This is a genomic window from Microvirga makkahensis (assembly GCF_009830105.1).
Taxonomy (GTDB): domain Bacteria; phylum Pseudomonadota; class Alphaproteobacteria; order Rhizobiales; family Beijerinckiaceae; genus Microvirga; species Microvirga makkahensis.
This window is the reverse complement of sequence record NZ_WURB01000020.1, coordinates 47,249-70,920: the sequence shown is the minus strand read 5'-3', so window position 1 is coordinate 70,920 and position 23,672 is coordinate 47,249. Positions and strand designations below refer to the sequence as shown.

Here is a 23,672-nt window from a genome sequence, read left to right as displayed (position 1 = left end):
CATCCTGTCACCATCCACACTTCCGATCGTCGGCAGGCTCGCGCTCGGGCCTTCCGCGTCTGGGCAGAGGTCACTGGTGCCTAATCCGGCCCCGAACCAGGATCGGTGTATCCTACTTCAACAACTTCACGGCGCCCAGGAGTGAGCGAGACGTTGCGTGTTTTTCGGATTGCCATGGATGAGGTGCTAAGGAGGGGGCAAGCGTGTCACAACGTTTGGCACAGCTCTGCATTCCACGCTCAAGCGCTCCCTGGGCGTAAATCATTAAAAACAATGTTATTTTACCAACATTTTCTAGCTCTCTTTCAGGCCACCAAAGCCATCGACATCCAGAATCTCAACAGGAAAGCGGCAGCGCTTGAGCATTGGCAAGGGAGCGGCTCCTTCATTGGCCGCTTCCCATTACACTGCCAAGCTTAACGCAACGCAGCTCTACTTGTGAGATCGCTCCTCTTCTCCCGTTTACTCGGCGGCTGCGACGGACCCGTTCCTGGTCTTCCACAGCGAGTAGAAGACGCCGCCCAGGATGAGCGCAAGGGTCACGCCGAGTGAAATTGTCGGCTCCACCTTTCCGACGATCTGGTTCCAAAAGATCTTGCCCCCGATGAAAACCAGCACAAGGGCAAGCGCATATTTCAGGTAATGGAACCGGTGCACCATGGCAGCGAGTGCGAAGTAGAGCGCGCGCAGGCCCAGGATCGCCATGATGTTGGCCGTGTAGACCACAAAGGTGTCCGTCGTGATGGCGAAGATCGCCGGGACCGAGTCAATAGCGAAGATCAGGTCGGCGACATTGATTACGACGAGCGCAAGGAAGAGCGGCGTCGCCCAAGTCACAACCTGGCCCGTCCTGGGATGGGGCTGGCGCACGAAGAAGTACTGCTCGTGAAGGCGATCCGTCACCCGCATGTGCCGGCACACAAAGCGGACGGCGGGATTGTTCGCAATGTCCGGGTCGCTCTCCGAGACGAAGAGCATCTTGAGGCCGGTGAGGATCAGGAAGGCGCCAAAAATGTAGAGGATCCAGGCATATTCCTGCACCAGGGCCGCGCCAAGCGCGATCATGATGCCGCGCAGGACGATAACGCCGATAATGCCCCAGACGAGCGCGCGATATTGGTACTTCCGCGGGATCGCAAAATAGCTGAAGATCAGTGAAATGACGAAGACGTTGTCGATCGACAGCGACTTCTCGATGAAGAAGCCGGTGAAATAGGCGATGCCGGCATGCATCCCGTCTTCAGTGACGAGGACGCCACTCTCGTACGACCACCAAAGATAGCCGCCGAATGCAACCGCGATGGCGATGTAGAAGGCAGAAAGCCAAAGGCTTTGCGCGACGCCCAGTTCCTTGTCCTTCCTGTTCAGGACGCCAAGGTCGAAAGCGAGGAGAAACACGATGAGGCTCAGGAAAGCCGTCCACATCCAGACGGGTTTTCCCAGCCATTCCATTAGAAGGAATTCGGGCATGAGACCGGACCTGTGATTGCTCTGTTGAAAAAGCATCGGCTCCGACATCACGGGAGCGTTGCGCATCCCGTCAGAGGGGCCCGGTCGCCGACAAAGTCCAGGTAGGATGCAGATATCGCAACGTCAAGAGGGGGTTGGTCCACCACCTGAAGGCTGATCCTGCGCGACTCTATAGCGTCAAGGGTGAACGGCGCCAGCACACCAGGCGGGAGGCTATCGGAACGATGCTCCCCTGATGCAGGGGCTGGAGGCCATTTTCGGAAGAGTTCTTGCTCTCCCCGACGCCGCTGGGGGAAGGCTTCGGCCCGCGGACCAGCCAACCCCGGCGGCAGCTCGGACTACATGTCCTCCTCAAACCCGAAATCGTCACCCAAGCCGCCCTCGTCCTCGGCGGCGGCCTGTTCCACATCTGACCGGGTTGCTCTGGCGAACTTGTCGTCGCCGCCTGAGAAGGCACCCGCGATCATGTCACTGAGAAGCACGCCGTGATCTTTCCTAAGAACGTCTAACAAAACTGGGGTGGGAGCGCTGGTTTGGCATGGCCAAACCTCTTGTTTCCGACGCCCTCTGGGCGGTGATCAAACCCCTCCTTCCTCCTGAGCCGCCCAAGCCCAAGGGTGGACGGCCCAGGCTGAGCGACCGGGCTGCCCTGACTGGCATTCTGTTCGTATTGCGCTCTGACACACTGTGGGAGTTGCTACCCCAAGAGACGGGCTGTGGCTCCGGCACGACGTGCTGGCGGCGCTTGCGGAATTGGCAACAGGCGGGTGTCTGGCACAAGCTTCAGCAGGTCCTGCTCAACCGGCAGGGTCGCCGCAATGCCATCGACTTCAGCCGGGCCGCTCTGGTCAGTGCGGCCGTTGCGGCCAAAATGGGGGCGCGGCGACCGGCCCGAACCCGACTGACCGTGGCAAAGCAGGCTCGAAGCGTCACGTCCTCACGGATGCGAACGGCATCCCGCTTGCTTTGAGGCTCACCGGCGTTAACGTGCATGACAGCCGTATGCTGGAGCCGCTGGTTGATGCTGTGCCGCCCATCCAGCAGAGCTGGGGACCTCCGCGCAAGCGGCCGAGCAAGTTGCACGCGGATAAGGCGCACGATCAGCGCCGTTGCCGACGTGCCCTGACCCAGCGTCACATCAAACCGCGCATCGCCAGGCGTGGGGTTGAGAGCAGGGCAAAGCTGGGGCGTCACCGCTGGGTCGTGGAGCGCACACTTGCCCGGTACGGGCAGTTCCGCCGCCTCGCCACCCGATGCGAGGGGGAACTGGCATATGAGGCGGTATGAAGAAGCCGCGCCCCTCGCTCTACACCCGCCACCGTTTCCCCGCTGAGGTGATCAGCCTCGCGGCCTGGCTCTATTTCCGCTTTCCCTTGAGCCTGCGGATGGTGGAGGAGATGCTGGCCGCCAGAGGCATCCTGGTTAGCCATGAGACGGTGCGACGCTGGGCCGAGCAGTTCGGCCGGGCGTATGCCAATCGCGTTCGCCAGCGTACTCCTCGACCAGGTGATCGGTGGCATCTCGATGAAGTGGTGATCACCATAGCGGGAAAGAATCACTGGCTGTGGCGGGCGGTTGATCAGGACGGCTTTGTCGTTGATGTCCTGGTCCAGAGCCATCGCGATCGCAAAGCCGCCAAGCGCTTGCTGCGCAAGCTCCTGAAGAAGAGCGCCATGCCTCCGCGGGTGATGGTCACCGACAAACTTGGCTCCTATGGTGCTGCTCGCAGAAAGATGGGCCTGAGCATCGAGCATCGGCAGCACAAAGGGTTGAACAACCGGGCGGTAAACTCACACCAGCCTACCCGCCGACGAGAACGCCAGATGAAGCGGTTCAAGTCAGCCCGGCAGGTGCAGCGCTTCCTCTCGATCCATGATCCGATCAGCAATCTGTTTCACCTGCGGCGCCATTGCTTGCCTGCGGCTGACTGCCGGAGAGCGCGAACCGCAGCCTTTCAGACTTGGGCGGACATCACCTCTGTGACATTCGCCGCCTGAAACCAGCCTCCTCCCAGCCCAAAATCTGGCAGACGCCCGCTAATGTGACGATGCCCTCCCGCATCATCTCGGCCAAGTCGCGATAGCTGAGGCCGTGTTTGCAGTACCAGCACACGCATAACAGGATAATTTCCACGGGAAAACGGCGGCGCTTGAACAGAGACAACAGGGCGATTCCTCAGGGAGCCGCCCTCTTCCGACCGGCCAAGTTTTATGCAACGGAGCCAAAATAGTTAATCCCAATGTATATATTCCTAGAGCCTAAATAGCTGCGCTTGCTTTCTTGCGAGAATGGTAATTTTGCTTGAGCGTACTTGGTCAGAGTCAACCGATTTCATAAGGAAGCCGCTTTGCAAACGAGTGGAGATACTGCTGGATCAGGGAATGATCTTGTCCATAGACTGGCCCGCGAGAGACGATCTACGTACAGCGTAAAACACATCTTTGATGCTGCATTGGCTGTACTTGCGATTTTTCTGCTGATCCCATTTCTACTCCTAGTCGCGCTTGCCATTCGCCTGGATTCGGAAGGACCGGTGATCTTCAAGCAGACCCGCACCGGTCTAAGAGGGCGGCCATTCCAAATCTACAAATTCCGGACGATGAGTGTGCTTGAGAATGGACCTGTCGTGCAGCAGGTTACGACAGGCGATAAGCGCGTGACCCGGATCGGTCGTTGGCTGCGGCGCACTAGCATTGATGAACTCCCACAGCTTCTCAACGTTATCCGGGGCGAAATGTCATTAGTGGGACCGCGCCCGCACGCACAGGCGCACGATCAATACTACGCACAGCGGATCCGCCAGTATTCTGGCCGCTTCGCAGTCAGACCCGGCATTACAGGATGGGCCCAGGTGAACGGATCACGAGGCGAGACCCCAACGCTTGCAGACATGCAGCATCGTATCGATCTCGATCTCTGGTACGTAAAGAACTGGAGTCATGCCTTAGATCTCAAAATCCTCGTTCAAACCCTTGTCATTGAGATCGCTCGGCGCGGGTGTGGCCGCTAGATATTTGGGTACGCAACGTGGTGCTATGATTGCCCGTTATTCCGCGAGGGAAGTGGTACGCGCCAAGCTCTTCGCCGCAGCCCTGTGACGCAAGGAGCCCGTCGCGCTGTCAAGCCGTTGAAAGCACCGGTCGAGCGCTTTGGGATGCCCCCCCGCCACGATTCACGAATGCCAAAAGCGCTCCCGCACTTCCGACGCCAGATGATCCGCGTTTGGCGGATGCAGGCATCAGCATTGCAGGCGGCGTTCCGTCGCTCGGTTGAGGACGGCGATTGGAGGCCGCGAGTATTTCGTGCCCGCTCCCGACAATTGGTCGAGGATAGGTCCCGGGGCGTGGTGTAGCTCGACGGGAGCACAGCGGTCGGCTCGCGCGCCTCAACAGCGCCGTAGCGGGCCGGGCGCTGCGCGGGTGGTCATCGGCAATTCCCGGTTAGGGTTGGGTTGCGACATCCACCTGCAACCGAAAGAACCCCCGATGGCCAACCCCATGATGGACCTCGAGAGCCTGGTCGAGAAGACCCCGGACGCCGATCTGCTACGCGAGATGATCAGCTTTGCGGCCGAGCGGCTGGTGGAGCTGGAGGTCGGTGCCCTCGCCGGCGCCGGCTATGGCGAGAAGAGCCCCGATCGCCTGGCCCAGCGCAACGGCTACCGCGAGCGCGACTGGCACACCCGCGCCGGCACGGTGGAACTGCGCATCCCGAAGCTGCGCACCGGCTCGTACTTCCCAGGCTTTCTCAAGCCGCGCCGCATGACCGAGAAGGCGCTCACGGCCGTGATCCAGGCGGCCTACATCCAGGGTATCTCCACCCGCTCGGTCGATGATCTCGTCAAGGCGCTCGGCATGACCGGGATCTCCAAGAGCCAGGTGAGCCGCTTGTGCGAGGAGATCGATGAGCGCGTGACCGCCTTTCTGGAGCGACCGATCGAGGGCGAGTGGCCGTATCTCTGGATCGGTGCCACCTAAGTGAAGGTCCGCCAGAATGGCCGCATCGTGTCGGTGGCGGTGATTGTGGCGGTAGGGGTCAACAGCGACGGCCGGCGCGAGGTGCTGGGCCTGGACATCGGCCCGTCGGAGGCGGAACCCTTCCGGGCCGCCTTTCTGCGAAAGCTCGCCCGGCGGGGCTTACGCGGCGTGAAGCTGGTGATCTCGGATGCGCATGAGGGGATCAAGGCCGCCGTGTCCAAGGTGCTGAGCGCCACCTGCCAGAGGTGCCGGGTGCACTTCATGCGCAATGCCCTGGCGCATGCGGGCAAGAGCGGCCGGCGGGTGGTGTCAGCCTTCATGGCCGCGGCCTTTGCCCAGAACACGCCTGAGGCGGCGCGACAGCAGTGGCGCCAGGTCGCCGACCAGCTCCGCCCGAAGCTGCCAAAGCTCTCCGCCCTGATGGACGAAGCCGAAACGGACGTGCTGGCCTACATGGGCTTTCCGACTCCGCACCGTTCCAAGCTGCACTCGACCAATCCACTGGAGCGGCTCAACGGCGAGATCAAGCGCCGAACGGATGTGGTGGGGATCTTCCCGAATGAGGTGGCGATCACGCGCTTGGTGGGAGCGATCCTGCTGGGGCAGAACGATGGAATGGGCCGTGCAACGGGCTCGCTGTCTCACGCTGGAAACGATGGCGCCGATGAGCGATGATCTCCTGGTCAGCTTGCCCGCGGTGGCGATCTGATCATCCCGGCTCTGGTCGGAGATCGTGGTGACCCGCCGTCAGTTACACCACGCAAAGGGACACGATCATTGGTCGAAATGGTATAAGGAACCGAGCCACGTTCTGAGCAGCTTGATCTGCCCGTCGCACGAGTGCCTCGCAAAGCACCGGCTACGTCTCGTGCCCGTTCCGTATTTGCGGCGCTGCCCGCCGTGTTGCACTGCCGTGCAAGGCCGCCCGCTCTGCTCAACTCTATCACCCTGACGTCGTTCGACGAGGGACTAACCCGAAGGGGTGGCGGCGTATCCGGATGCGTCTTGAGTCAGCACTCAAGGTTCCATGCTAATGTCTAGGTACATATTCATGCCCTGGGAGAATACGTTGTTTCCTCGACAGAAAGTTCTCATCGTGGCGGCAACCTTCTGCGGCCTGGTTTTCGGGAGTGCCGGCGCTGTTCAGGGCGCCGGCGCATGGGACCCGTCCTGGGCAGGCGGCGGCGGGGCGTCGGGTGGTTCGCACAGAGGCGCGCCCGGTCCAATCGCCGGGGCTGGACTGCCGTTCCTCATTCTAGTGGGCGGATATGTTCTGGTGCGCCGCTTCCGCAACCGTGGCAAGGGCGAATAAGTGGACGGCCTGCCGACGAACCGATGGCGCTCGCGTCCTGCGGCGGCAGATCTGAGGACGACGATCCGGCAACACTCGATCGCGGCCTCTTCTGCGTCCCGCAATGTCCTCTTCGCCAGCTTGGCGGTGGTCGGCTTTGCCAATGGCATCAGCGATAGAGTAAGCCTCGCAGTCGCGGAAACCGATGTCGCGGCTGCGCTGTTGAGTACTTTCGGCATCAGCGTGATTGTCTGGAGCGCCTGGGCCATCGGTCTTGTGTTCCTGCTGCGCCCTCCTCTGCAACCGGCGAGCCGGCTGGATGGAATTATAGCGGCGGCTGCACTCCTCGCCTTTCTGTTGCCAATGGCCCCGCTCAGCTGGCTCGCCATCGCCGGTTTGGCCATGCATATTCTGCGGACCTCACCCCGTTCGAGCTTCCTCCAGCGGGGTGCATGGATTCTTCTGGCCCTGACGGTCCCGATGCTCTGGTCGAGGCTTCTGTTTGTGATGTTGAGCGAGGCTATTCTGCAGGCTGATGCGATACTTGTGGGCTGGATCGTCGGAACACCCCGCCTCGGCAACGCAATTCAGTTCGCCGACGAGTCAGGGTATCTCTGGATCGCGCCAGGCTGTTCCTCGCTGGCCAACATCTCCCTGGCGTTCCTGTGCTGGGCGACGATCGCCAAAGCCTTGAATCGTCCCAGTTCGCTTGGCGATATCGGCTGGGTTGTGCTCGCATGCACTGCGGTCGCGCTCATCAACGTCACTCGCATCAGCCTGATGGGTCTTTACCGAGACCACTTCGATCTGCTCCACGGCCCGATCGGCGCAACGGCGGCAAGCTGGCTAACTCTCGGAGCAACGGTGACGATCTGCCTGCTCGGCATGCGGCGCGATCTTCCGGTTCCGTCGTATACGGGACCCCCCGTGACCTTTTCGCCGGCACTTGTCGGCGGAGTCGGTCTGGTGCTGGCGGTGAGTTTGGCCTTCAAGCTTCCAGGTCTCATGCTCCTTACCAGCCCTATGGCCCCGGCACCGGGATTCTCGGGTGAGGCGGCGAGGCTGCTCGAACAGCACGGTTTCGAGGTGCAGCAGGTGTCGCCCGGCGAGAACCTGGCGGGGATATCGGGCACTGCGGGAGCCTGCAGTGTCCGGATCAACGATGTCATGCCTCAAGGGTGGCAGCAGTCTCTGGTAGCAGGCATCGCTGGGGATCATCACCTCGTCTACCTGTTCAACGGGAAGAAGTATTCTGAGCAGCCGCTCTTGCACACGCGGGCCGACTACTACTGGAGCAAACTGAACCGCTATGCCGGACGAAACGTACCCACCCGGCCCGTCATGGCTGTGATCTTCACGCCTGCATGTGACGACTTGCCTTTGCGCGAACTCGCTGACCTGTCCGGCAGGTGAGGACAGCTTTCCCGGGCTGGCCGCACGACGCCTGTCCCTACAGGGCAATGCCGCTCGCCCTGACATAGCTGCGTCGTGAGACGATTCCATCGCGTCGCTGTTCGAAGAGAGCATCCTCGTCATCCGAACGCGACGGAGGACGGGTTCGCAGACCGAGCTGGAATGGGCTTGACGTTGACGCCGTCTCTTCAGCTCCAAGTTGACGGTGCCGTGTTGCTTGAGCTTCAAACGTCGACTTGGATCGGTCCGTCCGACCTCAATAACCCGACGCCGCCTTGTGAATAGTGGCTCTCGAAGTTTGTGGGGTGTTTCAGAAGATCGCCTACTCCGTGGAGACGGAACAGGAGACGGATGGACGCTGGTGGATCAGACAATATGAACGAACCGCACTTGCTGATCATCTGCTTCCTCAGCATCATCAGGAGACCGATAGCGCGAGCGTCGATATCTGTCAGGCCAGAGAGATCGATGTTCAGGTGATCCGTGCGTTTGACGACCTGCCTGAACGCCGCTCTTAGCGCAGGGACATCGCCGGCGCTGACGTCTCCGAGAAGAGAGACTTTCGCCTCCTGCGCCGTTGATGTCACCATGATCCGGCATTTCCGCTGCGTTACGGCTCGCCTCGCACGTGCCAGCAGGCTGGCAAAGGTGAGGGGCAGCACTCGCGTTATCAGCAGCCCCGACAATACCGACACATCCCTTACATAGCGCTTCCAAAGAACTGGCTCTTCCTTGATGCGCCACAGCCATTCGAGACCGAGTTTTCTTACTATCGTCGGGGCTCGCTTGACGGTCCCGGCCACGAACGCGATCGTCGCGCCTAGGTGGCTCCGGACAGGAACCCGAATGGCATGATGATTGCGTTGCAGCCACGCCTGCCCTTTCGCGGCCCCGAGTGCAACGAGCAGAAAATCTGCTCCACTCGCATTGATCGCGTCAATGATGTAAGACTGGCTCATCTCCTCGACCGAGCCGAAGCCTGGATTCATCCACCCGACACATATGACGCCGGCGGCGTTTCTGTTGAGCGCTTCGGCGGCACGAGCTGCAACCCCTTCGGCACCGCCGAACAGGAACACGCGAAGAGGCCTCTGCGGTTTCCCGCGGGTGACGAAAGCCTCGAAGATATCGGAGCCGGCGACCCGCTCCTTGATGGGTATGCCCAACAGTCGCGCGATCCACACCAGTGCTATCCCGTCGGGTGGGCAGAGATCACTCGTCCGCAGGGATTCTTGAAATCCCGCATCCGATTGGCTCGCGGCTAAGAAGTTCAAGTTAGGTGTGGAGAGCAGATACGGAGAATGCGGCCTCATAGCCGCCAGCAATCGCGGCATCACCTCTTGCATGCCGATCGCATCGATCGGAAATCCTTGTAGACAGTACACTTCCCGGTCGAGGTCGTCACAGTGCGCTCCGTCATCTAACGTCACATCGTGAATGATCTCGGGCGCAGGCGCGTTGCTCAGCCAGCTCAAGGCCGTGTCGTCGGCGGTAGCTTCTCCAAGCGTCCGAGAAGTGGCAACGGCATTCGACATCGACATGTCCCCCCAACTTGTCACCCGCACTCTGGTGCGGTACCCGGAGACTCTGAAGAGAGGGAGCGACAAGCGACGCCTCGCCTTTAGCCAAGCGGGCGCAACCGCCGGACTGCTCGTCGTTCATCACGTCATCTGCTGGTGAGACGCCCCCTGCCTCAAACACGCCTAGGCATAGGCATTAGGCTGACATACGAAACCGCTGGGCATCAAAGGCGATTTGGGCATTATTACCCATACAAAAAGAACTAGCTCTTTTTGATCGAAAAATATTCATACTTCATGGGACGGCCTGATATTTTGGGCAATCGGGTCAGTTTGAAATGGACGCGCCGTTCGGTCCCAGGTCGAGCGCCGATCATCAGAGCGGTAGAGAATCTTCCGCCATGTGGTCGATGCGCCAATGCTGCCCCTCGACGGCCAAGGCTGTCGCATAGCTCTGTACCGGAGGCCATGCCATCAAAGACCACTGTTTCGTCGCCGATGAATCCCAGCCATCACGGATGAGACCCGCCCCTTCAACAGGAAACAGGCCGACATCGATGTCCCTGGGAGGTCGGTTGAGCCCAAGTCCGCGTGCCTTGAGATAAGCTTCTTTTTGCGCCCAAACAGAAAAGAAAGTGGGCAGCCTGCTGCTTTCCTCGAGCGAACGGAACAGAGATTGCTCGCGTCCGGAGAAGACGCTGTCAACAAGGTCTGGAAGATCCGGCATCGGCCGGATCTGCTCAATATCAACACCGACTTCGCTTGCGCGTACGATGGCGATCGCTAGACGATTGCCGGAATGTGAAATGCTGAAGCGAAGCTGATGCATGTCGAAGGGGTCTGCGAGTTCCGGTTTTCCGAACCGGCCAGTCCGAAATCGCAACGCCTGGGGCGCTGATCCGCAGTAGGACGCCAGAATCCGCCTGACATTGCCGCGGTACCAGATGAAAAATCTCCGGTCTCTCTGATGGCGCAGTCGATCCGCGCGGACGCGTTCGTCGGCGCAGAGCAGGCTGGCCCAGAAAGCCAGATCGAACGGGGAACAATCCATGGTGAGGCACCACAGATGGACATGGCGCGTCGGCAGCTCCAGCATGTCCTGACTCCTCACGGGCCCATGGCGCCATTCTCGCAACGGATGAACCCACGGGTCACAAGATTATATCCCGATGTCGGCTGAGTCCCGCGGCGAGCAACATTGAGGCATGCAGGTTTGCTGGATCGTTTCTCGGAGCTTTTCATGCGACATATTGAAAGATATTCGAAAGTAGAAACTGAAATCATAGCATTTCTTCGATTATTGTTATTATAGATTCATAAAATTTGTCGGAATTCGTTGATGAAAGCGACATTGTTCTTTGAGGTGTCAACCCAGTTAGGCGAGTATCACAAGATATATTTTGCTCCATGTCTGTAGATTTAGCAATAATCCGGAATCTCAGTTGTGGCCCGGGCGAGAACCGTTAATCCTCCCGAAGGATGAATTTCCTGAAGCCTCGTTAGGCGCGACGAGGCGATGCTTGGGGGCTGGGATGACGCGTTCGATACCGCTGAATGGGCGCATGGCTTGCGCTCTGATCGGGGCCGACACCCTTTTGACGGAGTGCGGTGAACTTCTTTTGCAGGCCGGCCACGAGATCGTCGCCGTCGTCGCCGGCACTCAGAAGGTTGCTTCGTGGGCTGCCGCCAAGGGACTGACCGTTATTGACGGTACAGGACCCGGTTGGATAGACGATCTTAAAGGCCTGAGCTTCGACTGGCTGTTCTCCATCACACATCTGGCGGTCCTCCCTTCTGACGTGCTTGCCCTGCCACGGAAGGGCGCTATCAACTTCCACGATGGTCTGCTGCCGCGATATGCCGGCCTGAACACGCCGGCATGGACCTTGATGGAAGGAGCATCGACTTCCGGGATTACATGGCACCTTATCACGCAGGGCATCGATGAAGGCGACATTATCGCATCCCGCACTTTCGAGATCGATCCGGCGGAAACCTCACTGTCGATCAACACGCGTAACTTCGGACTGGCTCTCGATGCATTCGAGGAGCTCATCGAGAAACTCGCCGGCGGCATCATCGAACCCATCCCGCAAAGCCGCGACGTGGAGCGCGTCGTCTATCGCCGGTCCGATCGGCCGAAGGCATTGTGTCTGCTTGATTGGAGCCGCCCTGCGCAGGAGCTCGAGCGCCTGGTGCGAGCTCTCGACTTCGGGCCTTACTCAAACCCGTTGGGACGAGCGGCCATTCGCCACAATGGTGTGGCTCTCAGCGTTACCCGGACCGCACTTTATCCTGAAGTCTGCGGCGAGCCAGGTGACGTGGTTGCCATATTGCCCGAGGAGATTGTCGTCGCATGCGGATCTGGAGGCCTGGGGCTGAAGGCTCTGACAAGTCCGGCTGGTGCCCCCGTCGGGGTGGCACAGGCTGTCCAAGACCTCCGCCTCTCCACCGGCGTTAGGATGGACGGGCTCGACGATGTACTTGAACCGCTCACGGAGCTCGGGGCCCGGCTGGCAAGACATGAACAGCGCCGCCTTCGTCAGCTGGTTGGCCTCGAGCCGGTCAGCCTGCCCTGGGCAAGGACCGCGGCGAGCGATCATGAGCCGCGTTTTGCAACCTATGACGTGGCCGTCCCGGCGGCTTTGTCCGACATGTTCGGCGCGCAGCCGGCAGCGGCGCTGGTCGCTGGCTTCAGCATCGTTCTATCTCGCCTGTCGGGGAAGGAGCTGTTCCATCTTGCGGCAGTCGACCGGACGATCGTCGACGATGTGGCGCTGGCCGGGACACTCGTCTCCTCGTGGGCGCCTTTCGAAGTCAAAGTCAATATGAGCGGTGACTTCATCCGAGCCGTTGCCGCTGCCGCAGATGAAATCGACCGTGTAGCAGGGCAGGGCGGGTTCCTGGCAAGCCTCGTGGCCCGCGATCCGGATCTCAGCCGGCGCGCCAATTCGAGTGCCCTCCCGTTCATTCCGATCGGCCTGCGCATTGACGCCGCGGGACAACCTGATCGCACCATCCTGGCCGAACTCGTTGTGAACGGCTCCCGTTGCTCGCTCCGGATCGACGACAAACTCGTCGCTGCTGACGATGCCGATCTGCTGGTTCGCTGTTTCGAGCAGGCGCTCGCCGGCCTTTGCGCGAACCCGGCCGCACCGGTAGGCCAGGTCGACATCTTAGGTGCCGAACTGCGCAAGCAGATGCTGGTAGATTGGAACGCTCGGCGCACGCCGGTTCCGGATCTGCTCGTGCATCGCGTCATTGAGCAGCAGGTCGATCGCTCCCCCGACGCGGTTGCGGTGATCTTCGAGGACGAAACCATCACCTATGGAGAACTCGACAGGCGCGCGAACCAGCTGGCCGCCTGCCTGCAGTCCCTTGGTGTTGCTCCGGATGATCTGGTCGGTATTCATGTGGAACGAGGCATTGATCTCGTAGTGTCCATGCTCGCCGTGCTCAAGGCTGGCGGTGCCTATCTGCCACTCGACCCTGCCTATCCGGCCGACCGGCTCCAGCACATGATCGCTGACAGCAGCTGTCAGGTGATTCTCACGTCCAGCAATGTCGCCCACGCACTGCCCTCCCTCACGGGCAATACAGCGCGGATCGTGCAGGTCGACGGAGAGAGTGCCACGATCGGCCGATTCCCGACCGATCGCCCTGACAGCGCCGCTATGCCAGGGAATCTCTGCTATTGCATCTATACCTCGGGCAGCACCGGGCTGCCCAAGGGTGTTCTGATCGAGCACCGCAACGTCATTAATTTTTTCACAGGAATGGACGAGCGTGTTGATCGCCAGCTGCCGGCAACATGGTTTGCCGTCACAAGCCTGTCGTTCGATATCTCGGTCCTGGAGCTCCTCTACACCCTGTCCCGGGGGTTCCAAGTCGTCATCTATCGCGACCGTGCCGCGGTTCCAAGCGTCGATCGTCGGCTTGACGCAGCACGGCCCAGCAGCGGGATCGACTTCTCCCTGTTCTATTTCTCCGGCTGCGGAGCGGAGAGCGACGCATCTGGAAAGTATCGGCTGCTGCTCGAAGGCGCACGCTGGGCCGATGCCAACGGTTTCTGTGCAGTCTGGACACCCGAGCGTCACTTCCATGCCTTCGGCGGGCTTTATCCGGAACCGTCCGTCACGGCTGCAGCCGTTGCGGCCGTCACACAAAATGTCTCGATCCGGGCCGGCTCGGTCGTTCTGCCTCTCCATCATCCAGTCCGCGTCGCAGAAGCCTGGAGCGTCGTCGACAATCTCTCCAACGGCCGGGCTGGAATCTCGATCGCATCCGGATGGCAGCCGGACGATTTCATTCTCATGCCGGAAAACTATGCCAAGTCGAAGGACATCATGTTCCGCGACGCGGAGTTGGTGAAGCGCCTGTGGCGCGGCGAGAAGGTGGCCTTCGCGGGGCCATTGGGAAAGGACGTCGAGATCCAGGTTCTCCCGCGGCCAGTCCAGCCGGAATTGCCTCTCTGGGTCACGACGGCTGGCAATCCCGAGACCTTCGAGCAGGCAGGACGCATCGGAGCCAACCTCCTCACCCATCTGCTCGGGCAATCCGTCGAGCAGCTTGCGCCGAAGATCGCCGCTTACCGGAAGGCCCGCGCTGAGGCCGGGTTCGATCCCGATACGGGCATCGTGTCGCTCATGCTGCATACCTTTGTGTCGGATGACGAAGAGGCCGTGCGCGAAATCGTCCGCGAGCCGCTCAAGGCCTATCTCGGCAGCTCGCTGTCGCTGTTAAAGCATTATGCGTGGACCTTCCCGGCCTTCAAGAAGCCGAGATCCGGCGAAGCCGGTGGCGATGAACTGGCGGGAGTCGCCGACGACGAGCGCGACGCAATCCTGGAATTCGCCTTCTTGCGCTACTACGAGACAAGCGGGCTGTTCGGAACGCCAGAAAGCGCCGCCCGGATGGTTGCATCCCTGAAAGGGATTGGCATCGACGAGATCGCCTGTCTGGTCGATTTCGGCATCGACACCGATACGGTCCTCGCCAACCTGCCGCATCTCGGCAGGCTGCAGCAGCAGAGCCAGCCGGCATCCGCCGTCGAGGCAAGTGGAACGGCGTCCGTGCCGGCGCTCCACCTCGACCAGTCACTGGCCGCTCAGCTCATCCGTCACCGGGTGACGCATCTCCAGTGCACCCCCTCGATGGCGCGCCTGCTAACTCTGGACGATAGGAGCCAAGCCGCGCTTGCAAAGGTCGCGAACATCTTCATCGGCGGCGAAGCCTTCCCGGTCGGACTTGCCAGGGAGCTGTCCGAACTCGTCGATGGCGGTCGCATCACCAACATGTATGGGCCGACGGAGACCACGATCTGGTCCACGACATGGCCTCTGCAGGGCAGCGGAGAAACCGTTCCCATTGGCACCCCAATCGCCAATAATGCGATCTATATCCTCGATGCGCAGCGGCAGCCGCTTCCGCCCGGCGTCCCGGGTGAACTCTGGATCGGCGGCGAGGGCGTAGCCCGTGGCTATCATCAGCGGCCCGAACTGAGCGCCGAACGCTTCGTGGCCGACCCATTCCGCGGCGCTGGGGCACGCATGTACCGGACCGGCGACCTCGCCAAGTGGCGACGGCTCGGGAACGGGCGCGGAATTGTGGAGTTCCTAGGCCGTGTCGATCACCAGGTGAAGATCCGCGGCTACCGCATTGAACTCGGTGAGATCGAGGCGTGCTTGGCCCAACACCCGGCGGTTCGGGAGTGCGTGGTGGTGGCCAGGCCGGGTCCTGCCGGCGACCAGCAGCTCGTGGCATTCCTGTCGGCTCGCACGGATCATTCCGCCGACGCCGCGCAGATCCGGGCCTATCTCCGAAACACGCTGCCGGAAGCCATGGTGCCGGCCCATCTGGTGGTGCTGCCGTCCCTGCCGCACACGCTCAACGGCAAGATCGACCGCAAGGCCTTACCGGAGCTGGCCGAGACGCGCAGCATCCGCACGGTCGCCCAGGAGCCGCTGGCGCCTGAGGGTGAGCTGGAACGGACAGTTCTCGCTGCCTGGCACACCACTCTGGGAGACGACACAATCCGGGTCGACGATAATTTCTTCGATGTCGGGGGACATTCGCTGCTCGTGGTCCGGCTGCATCGTCACCTCCGCGAGATCCTCAAGCGGCCGATCTTCCTGACGGATCTCTACCGCTTCCCGACCGTGCGCAGCTTCGTGCAGTCGATTTCATCCAACGTGCCAGATGCCGCGGCTCAGCAGGGCATCGATCGCGCGGCACGCCGGCGCCAGAACCTCCAGCGCCGCGGCGCCTATCACTAGGAGAACTTCGTGTCCGGATTAGGCAGCGATATCGCGATCGTGGGCATCGGTCTCAGGGTTCCGGGAGCGTTGAGCCCGGCCCTGTTCTGGAACAATCTACGCCAGGGGCGCGAGAGCGTCCGCCAGCTGACCGAGGGCGAACTCCTCAAGGCCGGCGTGTCGCGGGAGACCTTTCTGCACCCGAACTACGTGCGGGCCGCAGCGATGCTGGACCGCATGGAGATGTTCGACGCCGAATTCTTCGGGTTCTCGCCGAAAGAGGCCGCGATCATGGACCCGCAGCACCGTCATTTCCTGGAGACCTGCTGGGAGGCCTTCGAGGATGCCGGTCATCCTCCGGAGGCCTTCAAGGGTTCGGTCGGCATGTTCGCCGGCTGCGGTATGGGCGGATACTTCGCGTTCAACCTGCTGTCCAACCCTGATCTTGTGCGGAACGTCGGCACGTTCCTGCTGCGCCATACGGGTAACGACAAGGACTTCCTGACGACGCGGGCGAGCTATCTGTTCAACCTGCGCGGGCCATCGGTGAATGTTCAGACGGCGTGCTCGACCTCCCTTGTCGCGACGCATCTCGCGTGCCAGCATCTGCTTTCGGGTGAATGCGACATGGCCCTCGCCGGAGGCGTCACCATCGAGATCCCGCATGGACGCGGCTACCACTACGAGAACGGTGAGATACTTTCCCCGGACGGCCATTGCCGGGCTTTCGATCACAGGTCTGCAGGTACAGTTTTCGGCTCTGGCGCTGCTGTGGTGGTCTTGCGGCGTCTTCAGGAAGCGGTCGCGGACGGCGATCGGATCTATGCGGTGATCAAGGGAACCGCCGTCAACAACGATGGCTCCAGCAAGGTCGGCTACCTCGCGCCTTCGGTGGATGGGCAGGCAGCCTGCATTTCGGAGGCGCTCGCCGTTGCCGGTGTCGAGCCAGACAGCATCCGGTATGTCGAATGCCACGGCACCGGAACCTTCATGGGGGATCCGATCGAGGTTGCTGCACTCACCCAGGCTTTCCGTAGCGGTACGGCAGATGTCGGATACTGCGGGATCGGCAGCGTCAAATCCAATATCGGCCATCTCGACACAGCCGCTGGCGTCGCCGGCCTCGTGAAAGCAGCACTAGCCCTTTATCATCGCGAGATACCTCCGACCATCAATTTCGAGAAGAGCAATCCCCATATCGATTTCGCGACGAGTCCGTTCTACGTCCAGGACAGGCTTCAGTCCTGGGATGCTTCGCCGGGCTCGCCGCGCCGCGCCGGCGTCAACTCGCTTGGTGTCGGGGGGACGAACGCGTTTGCCGTCCTGGAAGAATATGCAGGATCATCGTTGGGAAGCGGCAGGCGACCGTGGCGTTTGCTGGCCGTGTCTGCCCGGAGCCGCGCGGCGCTCGATGCGAATGCAGCCCGTCTGGCGCAACATCTGCGCGACCACCCGGAGATCGACCTTGGCGACGTGTCGTGGACGCTCCAAGTGGGACGGCGCTCTTTCCAGGAGCGCCGTGTCCTTGCCGTTCGCGATCGCGCCGAAGCAATCTCCCTGCTCGAGGCGCAGGACAGCCGGAGGGTGTTCACTCATACCGCCTCGCAGGAGACCCAGAGCGTCGCCTTCATGTTCCCGGGCGGCGGCTCGCAATATCCCCGCATGGCAGCGGACCTATACCGCAGCGAACCAGCCTTCGCCCAGCATATTGATCATGGCCTTCGCCTGCTGCAGGAGCGGTACGGCCTCGACCTGCGGCCACTTCTGCTCTGTGAGAGTCATCAGCTGGACGAGATCCGTATGGCCCTTGAGGCACCATCGCTCCAACTGCCGGCCGTCTTCATCGTCGAATATGCATTGGCTCAAATCCTCATGGCACGGGGCGTTAAACCGCAGGCGCTGCTGGGTCACAGTGTCGGCGAGAACACCGCCGCCTGCGTGGCCGGATCCATGAGCTTCGAGGACTGCCTCGGCCTGGTGGTTCTGCGCGGGCGTCTGATGGACCGGGTGTCCGGCGGCATGATCGCGGTGCCGGTCTCGGCTGCGGAGCTGCAACCGCATCTCGATGCGCTTGGTCTCGATCTGGCAGCCGTCAATGCCCCCAATCTCTGCGTCGCTTCCGGTCCGGCAGCCGATATCGCCGCCTTGGAGAAACGGCTCGGTGAAGCGGGAATCGAGGCCCAGCGCGTCAAGATCGAGATTGCCGCTCATAGCCGGCTTCTGGAGCCGATTCTGGATGAGTTCGGCGCTTATCTCAGATCAATACGGCTCACGCCGCCGTCGATCCGGTGGGTATCGAACCGCACTGGAACCTGGATTACTGACGAAGAGGCGATTGACCCGCAATACTGGGTCGACCACCTGCGCGGCACTGTCCGGTTCGCTGACTGCCTTGCGACCCTGGCGGCGGAGCCCGGACGGGTCTTCCTCGAGGTCGGACCCGGCAAGACATTGTCGTCCCTTGCGAAGATCCAGCCTGCCGTCAAGGCCGGTCAGGCCGTCATCCCGACCATGCGCCACGCGGACGAGCAGGTGCCTGATGACGGCTTCTTGCTCACGGCTTTGGGCCGGCTGTGGGCGTGCGGCGGAAGCCTCGACAGCGAACGGCTGTTTTCCGGCGAGCGGCGGCGGCGGATTGGCCTCCCGACCTATGCGTTTCAGGGCCAGCGCTATTTCTTCGAGCCCGGCGCCGGGGCACAGCAAGGCAAGGGATCCGAGAGCCTGCTTGCCGATCGGGAGGCGGACGAATCCCGCTGGTACTGGGCACCGGGCTGGAAGATGCGCGAGGCGGAAGACGCCACTGAGGAATCCTTGTCCTGGCTCGTCTTCCTCGACGATTCCGGCATCGGAGCGCGCCTTGTCGAACGCCTGAGGCGGCGCGGTGATCGGGTCGTGACGGTTCGTGCGGGCGATTCCTATCAGCGGCTCTCCGACGACGCCTATGTCATCGCTCCCGAGCATGGCCGCGCCGACTACGATGCGTTGGTGCACGACCTCACCCGGTCCGGGAGGGCTCCCGACCGGGTGGCTCACCTGTTCCTGCTGTCGCGTACCGACAGCTTCCGTCCCGGATCGAGCTTATTCCATCGCGATCAGGAGCAGGGTTTTTACAGCCTGTTGTTCTTCGCTCAAGCCTGGGCGTCCGAAGATTCCAAACGAGGTCTCCACATCGTCACCGTGACCGCCGGCATGCAGAGCGTTGGCGACAGTGATCCAGTTGCGCGACCCGAGCAAGCCACCGTCCTGGGGCCGGTGCGGGTGATCCCGCGCGAGTTCCCGGACATCACGGTTTCCTGCGTCGACGTTGACCCTGCCGCGTTCAAGAGAAAGCGTGCGGTCCTGCGCGATCTCGTCGAGGGCTTGAGCCTCGCGAAGCCGGTGAGCGTTCGTGCGGGCCACCAAGCGGAGGAAGAAGCCGCCCTGTCGTTGCTGGAGGCGGAGTTGCGGGCGCCAGCGTCAAACGACATCGTCGCCCATCGAAGCCTCGGCCGCTACCTCCAGACGATTCGGCGCACGGCCGTTGCGGACGGAGGGGAGATTCCCCTGCGGCAACGCGGCGTGGTGATCATCACCGGCGGATTGGGCGGCATCGGCCTGACGATCGCCAAAGAACTCGCTGCTGAGCGCGAGGCGCGCATCGTCCTCGTGTCGCGGACGGCGGTTCCGGACCGCGCGCAATGGCCTGACCTCGCCCGAAAGCTGGCCGCTTGCCATCAGCTGCTACGGACAATCGCAGAGATCGAAGCGATCGAGAAGCTCGGGGCCGAGGTGACCCTGCTGCAGGCTGATGTGACGAATATCGAAAGCATGCGTGCGGTCGCTCAAACGGTGCGTCAGCGCTACGGCGCCATCAACGGTCTTGTGCATGCTGCTGGCGTCATCCACGACGCCTCACTGGCGACGAAGGATCAAGCGGATATCGAGGAGGTGCTTGCCCCGAAGGTCTACGGCACACTGGTGCTCGACGAGGTTCTCAGGGATGACGATCTCGACATGTTCGTCGTGTTCTCGTCGACGAGCACCGTCACCGCACCGCCCGGGCAGGTCGACTACGTGGCTGCTAATGCCTTCCTCAACGCTTTCGCGCAAGCACGGTCCCTAAAGGGGCATGGCAGAACTATTGCGATAAATTGGGGCGTGTGGAGCGATGTCGGCATGGCAGCACGCAGTGCGGCTCGCTTGCTCCGCGATGACAGGGCGGCAGAGGCGCAGCTCGCGGAGCATCCGTTCTTCGACCGGCTCTCGGTCGACGCCAAAGGCGTGGCTACACTCGAGGTGAGATGGTCGGCGTCGGAGCATTGGTTCTTGGCTGAGCACAGGACCGCCCAGGGCGACGCGCTTTTGCCCGGAGCCGGATATCTGGAGTTGTCGGCGGCGGCACTGCGGGAGATCGGCATTGCCCAGCCTTTCGAGATCCAGGACCTCCTGTTCCTCAGACCCCTCGCCGTTGACGATGCGGGACGCCATGTAAGGGTGCGCCTCACGCCGACACCGGAGGGTTACGGGTTCGATGTCGCCGTCGCGGTCGATCTCGATTCGAACCTGGCCGCCGGCGCAGAACTGCGGACCGGCTGGAGGCGTGTGGCGCAGGCGGAGCTTATCCTGGGCGAGCAGCCGCAGCTGCCGAGCCTCGACCTCGTGGCCCTCGAAGCCGCCATGCCGCGTCGTCTGCCCTCGGTGACAAAGCAGCAGAATCATCTGCGGTTTGGACCCCGTTGGGACGTAGTCGAACGCGTCGTGGCCGGAGAGGAGAGGGCGCTCGCCTATCTGCGGCTCGCCGACGCCTTCGCGTCGGACCTGGAGGATTTCAGCCTGCATCCAGCCCTGGTCGACTTGGCTACTGGCTACGCCATGGACCTGATTCAGGGATATACCGGCGACAGCCTTTGGGTGCCGGTGAGCTACCATAAGATCCGAGTACAGGGGCGTCTTCCCGCCGAGATCTGCTCTGTGGTGACGGTGCGTGGCGGCAGCACTCAGGAAAGCGGGTTCGCGCAGTTCGATGTTACGATCACCGATCGTCAGGGCAACGTGCTGATCGCGGCCGAGAAATTCACCATCAAGCGCCTCGACGCAGCTCTGGATATCGGCCACGGCTCATCGGCGGATGCTGCAGATGTTGAAGAGGGTCAGGCTGCATCCTCCGACCGTCGCCCCTCCGCGGCGGAGCTCGCCTTCCAACACAACCTTTCGCAAGGGATCAAGCCCAATGAAGGACGGCGCTCCTTCACCCGGGCGCTCGGCGGATATCAGGGAGCACAGCTTTACGTGAGCTCCATGGATCTCAGGGCTCTCGTCACGCAGGCCGGTGCGGCCGCAGGCCTTCAGAACACGACTTCCGCAGCGGAGCCCTCCTTTGCCAGACCCGAACTCGGATCGAACTATGTGGCGCCACGCGACGAAATCGAGACGACCCTGACCGAGCTCTGGCGCGACTTGCTGGGGGTGAGTCAGGTCGGCATCCTCGACAACTTCTTCGACCTGGGCGGTCACAGCCTGATCGCCGTTCGGCTCTTCGCCAAGGTCAAGCGCGTCTTTGCGGTCGAGTTCCCGATCTCGGTTCTCTTCGAAGCGCCCACCATCGAGGCCTGCGCAGCCTTGATCCGCAGCGCGAGGCCGGCCGGCGACAAAGAAGGGGACCGCGCTTCCACCGGCAGCGCCCGTCCGCGCTACCGGCATCTGGTGCCGATGCATGCCGGGGAAGGCGGGTCTGGGCGGCCTTTCTTCCTGGTGGCCGGCATGTTTGGCAACGTCCTCAACCTGCGCCATCTGGCCCATCAGATCGGCGTCGACCGGCCATTCTATGGTGTGCAGGCCCGCGGGGTCTATGGCAATGATGCGCCTCATGAAACGTTTGAGGACATGGCGCGCGAATACCTGGAAGAGATCCGTCTCGTCCAGCCGCAGGGCCCCTATACTCTGGGCGGATTCTCCGGCGGCGGGATCGCCGCCCTGGAGATGGCGCGGCAGCTGCAGGAGGAGGGTGAGAAGGTCGATCTGCTCGTGATGCTCGACACGCCTCTGCCGCGCTCGGAGACGCTGACTTGGAAGGACAAGATTGTCATGCACCTCCAGCGCATGCGGCGCGCAGGGCCGCGCCACGTCCTGGACATCGTGCAGGGCCGGCGAGCCTGGCGGCGTCGCCTGATCCAGGAACAGAATGCCCTTGGATCGGTTGCGCAGGGCGGGCTGCACTCCGCAGCAATCGGAGCAGCCTTCCACCGGGCTTTGGAGCGGTACGAGGTGCGGCCCTATGACGGCACCATTACCCTGTTCCGCCCGAAGCTGCAGCCGGTCCATGTCTTCGGGCCGCACCGGCAGATCAACGCGGATCGGCGGTTCATCTACGAGGATAACGGCTGGACTCCATACTGCCGGCGGATCGTCGTCTTTGAAGTTCCAGGAGACCACGACAGCATGGTGCTTGAGCCCAACGTGCGCGTGCTGGCCACGAAGATGCGTGAAGCGATCAACGGCGCCGACAAGATGGCGAGCCGGACCCGGCAGGCCGTAGGCATCACGGATGCGAAGATGCAACAGGCAGCCGATCCGATTGTCGTCCGGTCCTTCCCGCGCCAGTCGTACGGCGCCTCGCGACCGAGGCGCCCGGAGGCCCTCAAAGGTCATGCCATGCCGCCAGGCGCCACGGCTCCGAAGGAGCGGCCGGCCGAAGCGGAGGGGCAGCGGCAATGAGCGCGGCACTTCAGGAGATCCGTCAACCAGACCCCTCGTCCGCGCAGGTGGTCATTGTCATCGTCAACTACTGCACCCCCCAGCTTACGATCAACTGCCTGGAGTCCCTTGAGCAGAGCGGTGATCTGACGGCCAGCATGCAGGTTGTCGTCGTTGACGGAGGCTCCACGGACGACTCGGCTGCCATTATCGGGGCAGCCATCGAGCATCACGGCTGGGCTGGCTGGGCTACCCTCCTACCACTCAACGTCAACGGCGGGTTCGCCTATGCGAACAACCGTGGCGTTGAAGTTGCAACGACTCGGTTCGGCAGACCGCGCTTTGTCTGGCTCCTGAATTCCGACACGATTGTGCGTCCCGGAGCCCTGTCGCGACTTCTCACCTTCATGGAAGGGAACCCACAGGCGGCGATCGCCGGCAGCCGGCTTGAGGACCCCGACGGAACGCCGCAGCATTCCGCATTCCGGTTCCACTCCGTCCTGGGGGAATTGGAATCGACCATTCGGCTCGGCCCCGTCTCACGGTTGCTGCGGAAGTGGTGTGTAGCGCCTCCAATCGCCGATGCCTCCATCCGGACCGACTGGGTTTCAGGTGCGAGCCTAATCGTTCGCACGGAGGCGCTCGATGGCACCGGCGTGCTCGATGAGGCCTACTTCATGTACTACGAAGAATCAGATCTGTGTCTGCACGTCGCCCGAAAAGGGTGGCAATGTTGGTACGTGCCGGAGAGCCGGGTTGTCCATCTCGTGGGCAAATCCTCCGGCGTGACGAGCCGCAGCGGTGCCCCACGCCGCCGGCCCACCTATTGGTTCGCCTCCCGCCGCCGCTACTTCATCAAGAACCATGGCTGGCTCTACGCTGTCCTGGCCGACCTGGCCTGGGTCGGCGGCCATGCTGTCTGGCGCCTGCGACGGAACCTGCAGAACAAGCCCGACCGAGATCCTCCCCGGTTGCTGACCGACTTTCTGAGGCAATGCGCTCTCGCGCGGACGGCCCAGATCTCGAAACCTTGAGCCCGCGATGGAGGAGCGTCATGGAATCCGGGGAGATTGCA

General features: G+C 62.0%; 11 protein-coding genes and 3 pseudogenes. 9 read left to right on the top strand and 5 right to left on the bottom strand.

Annotated features, from left to right (window positions below):
- Positions 1-462: 462 nt before the first annotated feature.
- Both GR328_RS20260 and GR328_RS20255 read right to left on the bottom strand, forming a co-directional pair.
- Positions 463-1,470 carry a TerC family protein gene (locus tag GR328_RS20260; protein WP_160887042.1) on the bottom strand — a complete coding sequence of 336 codons (1,008 nt, stop codon included), beginning with the start codon at positions 1,468-1,470 and terminating at the stop codon, positions 463-465.
- Positions 1,471-1,808: 338 nt separating this feature from the next.
- The gene (locus GR328_RS20255; RefSeq protein WP_160887040.1) at positions 1,809-1,952 is read right to left on the bottom strand and encodes a hypothetical protein; all 144 of its coding nucleotides are present in this window, start codon (positions 1,950-1,952) and stop codon (positions 1,809-1,811) included.
- Positions 1,953-2,008: 56 nt separating this feature from the next.
- Between GR328_RS20255 and GR328_RS20250 the strand changes: the two are divergent.
- Together GR328_RS20250 and GR328_RS20245 are read left to right on the top strand one after the other, a co-directional pair.
- A pseudogene (locus GR328_RS20250) lies at positions 2,009-2,730 on the top strand (IS5 family transposase); the annotation flags it as partial.
- A 23-nt stretch (positions 2,731-2,753) separates the two neighbouring features.
- Positions 2,754-3,467: an IS6 family transposase gene (locus tag GR328_RS20245; RefSeq protein WP_160887036.1), complete on the top strand. Its 714-nt coding sequence runs from the start codon at positions 2,754-2,756 to the stop codon at positions 3,465-3,467.
- Between the two features lie 55 nt (positions 3,468-3,522).
- Here GR328_RS20245 and GR328_RS27610 read toward each other — a convergent pair.
- Positions 3,523-3,633: pseudogene (locus tag GR328_RS27610) on the bottom strand (IS6 family transposase); the annotation flags it as partial.
- Positions 3,634-3,781: 148 nt separating this feature from the next.
- On the opposite strand from GR328_RS27610, the gene GR328_RS20240 reads away from it, so the two are divergent.
- The 4 genes and pseudogenes from GR328_RS20240 to GR328_RS20225 all read left to right on the top strand — a co-directional run bounded on the left by GR328_RS20240 (position 3,782) and on the right by GR328_RS20225 (position 8,151).
- The gene (locus GR328_RS20240) at positions 3,782-4,480 is read left to right on the top strand and encodes an exopolysaccharide biosynthesis polyprenyl glycosylphosphotransferase (RefSeq protein WP_160887034.1); all 699 of its coding nucleotides are present in this window, start codon (positions 3,782-3,784) and stop codon (positions 4,478-4,480) included.
- Between the two features lie 475 nt (positions 4,481-4,955).
- A pseudogene (locus tag GR328_RS20235) lies at positions 4,956-6,156 on the top strand (IS256 family transposase).
- 360 nt (positions 6,157-6,516) lie between these two features.
- On the top strand, positions 6,517-6,759 hold the full coding sequence (locus GR328_RS20230; RefSeq protein ID WP_160887033.1) for a hypothetical protein: 243 nt from the start codon (positions 6,517-6,519) through the stop codon (positions 6,757-6,759).
- Positions 6,760-6,879: 120 nt separating this feature from the next.
- Complete coding sequence (locus GR328_RS20225; RefSeq protein ID WP_160887031.1) at positions 6,880-8,151, top strand: hypothetical protein; 1,272 nt, start codon at positions 6,880-6,882, stop codon at positions 8,149-8,151.
- 224 nt (positions 8,152-8,375) lie between these two features.
- Here the strand turns inward: GR328_RS20225 and GR328_RS20220 are convergent, their stop codons facing one another.
- Both GR328_RS20220 and GR328_RS20215 read right to left on the bottom strand, forming a co-directional pair.
- Entirely contained in the window at positions 8,376-9,686 is a 1,311-nt protein-coding gene (locus GR328_RS20220; protein ID WP_160887029.1) for a WecB/TagA/CpsF family glycosyltransferase, read from the bottom strand.
- Between the two features lie 361 nt (positions 9,687-10,047).
- Positions 10,048-10,767 carry a 4'-phosphopantetheinyl transferase family protein gene (locus tag GR328_RS20215; protein WP_160887027.1) on the bottom strand — a complete coding sequence of 240 codons (720 nt, stop codon included), beginning with the start codon at positions 10,765-10,767 and terminating at the stop codon, positions 10,048-10,050.
- Positions 10,768-11,233: 466 nt separating this feature from the next.
- Here GR328_RS20215 and GR328_RS20210 point away from each other — a divergent pair, with 466 nt between their 5' ends.
- From GR328_RS20210 to GR328_RS20200, 3 genes are read left to right on the top strand one after another with little or no spacing between them, the layout of a single operon-like run.
- The gene (locus GR328_RS20210) at positions 11,234-15,946 is read left to right on the top strand and encodes a MupA/Atu3671 family FMN-dependent luciferase-like monooxygenase (RefSeq protein ID WP_160887054.1); all 4,713 of its coding nucleotides are present in this window, start codon (positions 11,234-11,236) and stop codon (positions 15,944-15,946) included.
- Positions 15,947-15,955: 9 nt separating this feature from the next.
- Complete coding sequence (locus GR328_RS20205; RefSeq protein ID WP_160887025.1) at positions 15,956-22,618, top strand: type I polyketide synthase; 6,663 nt, start codon at positions 15,956-15,958, stop codon at positions 22,616-22,618.
- Positions 22,615-23,631, top strand: a complete 1,017-nt coding sequence (locus GR328_RS20200) for a glycosyltransferase family 2 protein (protein ID WP_160887023.1) — start codon at positions 22,615-22,617, stop codon at positions 23,629-23,631. The genes GR328_RS20205 and GR328_RS20200 overlap by 4 nt, the downstream gene beginning before the upstream one ends.
- Positions 23,632-23,672 lie beyond the last annotated feature (41 nt).

Coding starts and splice junctions, on each gene's coding strand:
- GR328_RS20260 (WP_160887042.1), bottom strand. CDS start 1,470: ATGCCCGAATTCCTTCTAATGGAATGGCTGGGAAAACCCGTCTGGATG.
- GR328_RS20245 (WP_160887036.1), top strand. CDS start 2,754: ATGAAGAAGCCGCGCCCCTCGCTCTACACCCGCCACCGTTTCCCCGCT.
- GR328_RS20220 (WP_160887029.1), bottom strand. CDS start 9,686: ATGTCGAATGCCGTTGCCACTTCTCGGACGCTTGGAGAAGCTACCGCC.
- GR328_RS20215 (WP_160887027.1), bottom strand. CDS start 10,767: ATGCTGGAGCTGCCGACGCGCCATGTCCATCTGTGGTGCCTCACCATG.
- GR328_RS20210 (WP_160887054.1), top strand. CDS start 11,234: ATGGCTTGCGCTCTGATCGGGGCCGACACCCTTTTGACGGAGTGCGGT.
- GR328_RS20200 (WP_160887023.1), top strand. CDS start 22,615: ATGAGCGCGGCACTTCAGGAGATCCGTCAACCAGACCCCTCGTCCGCG.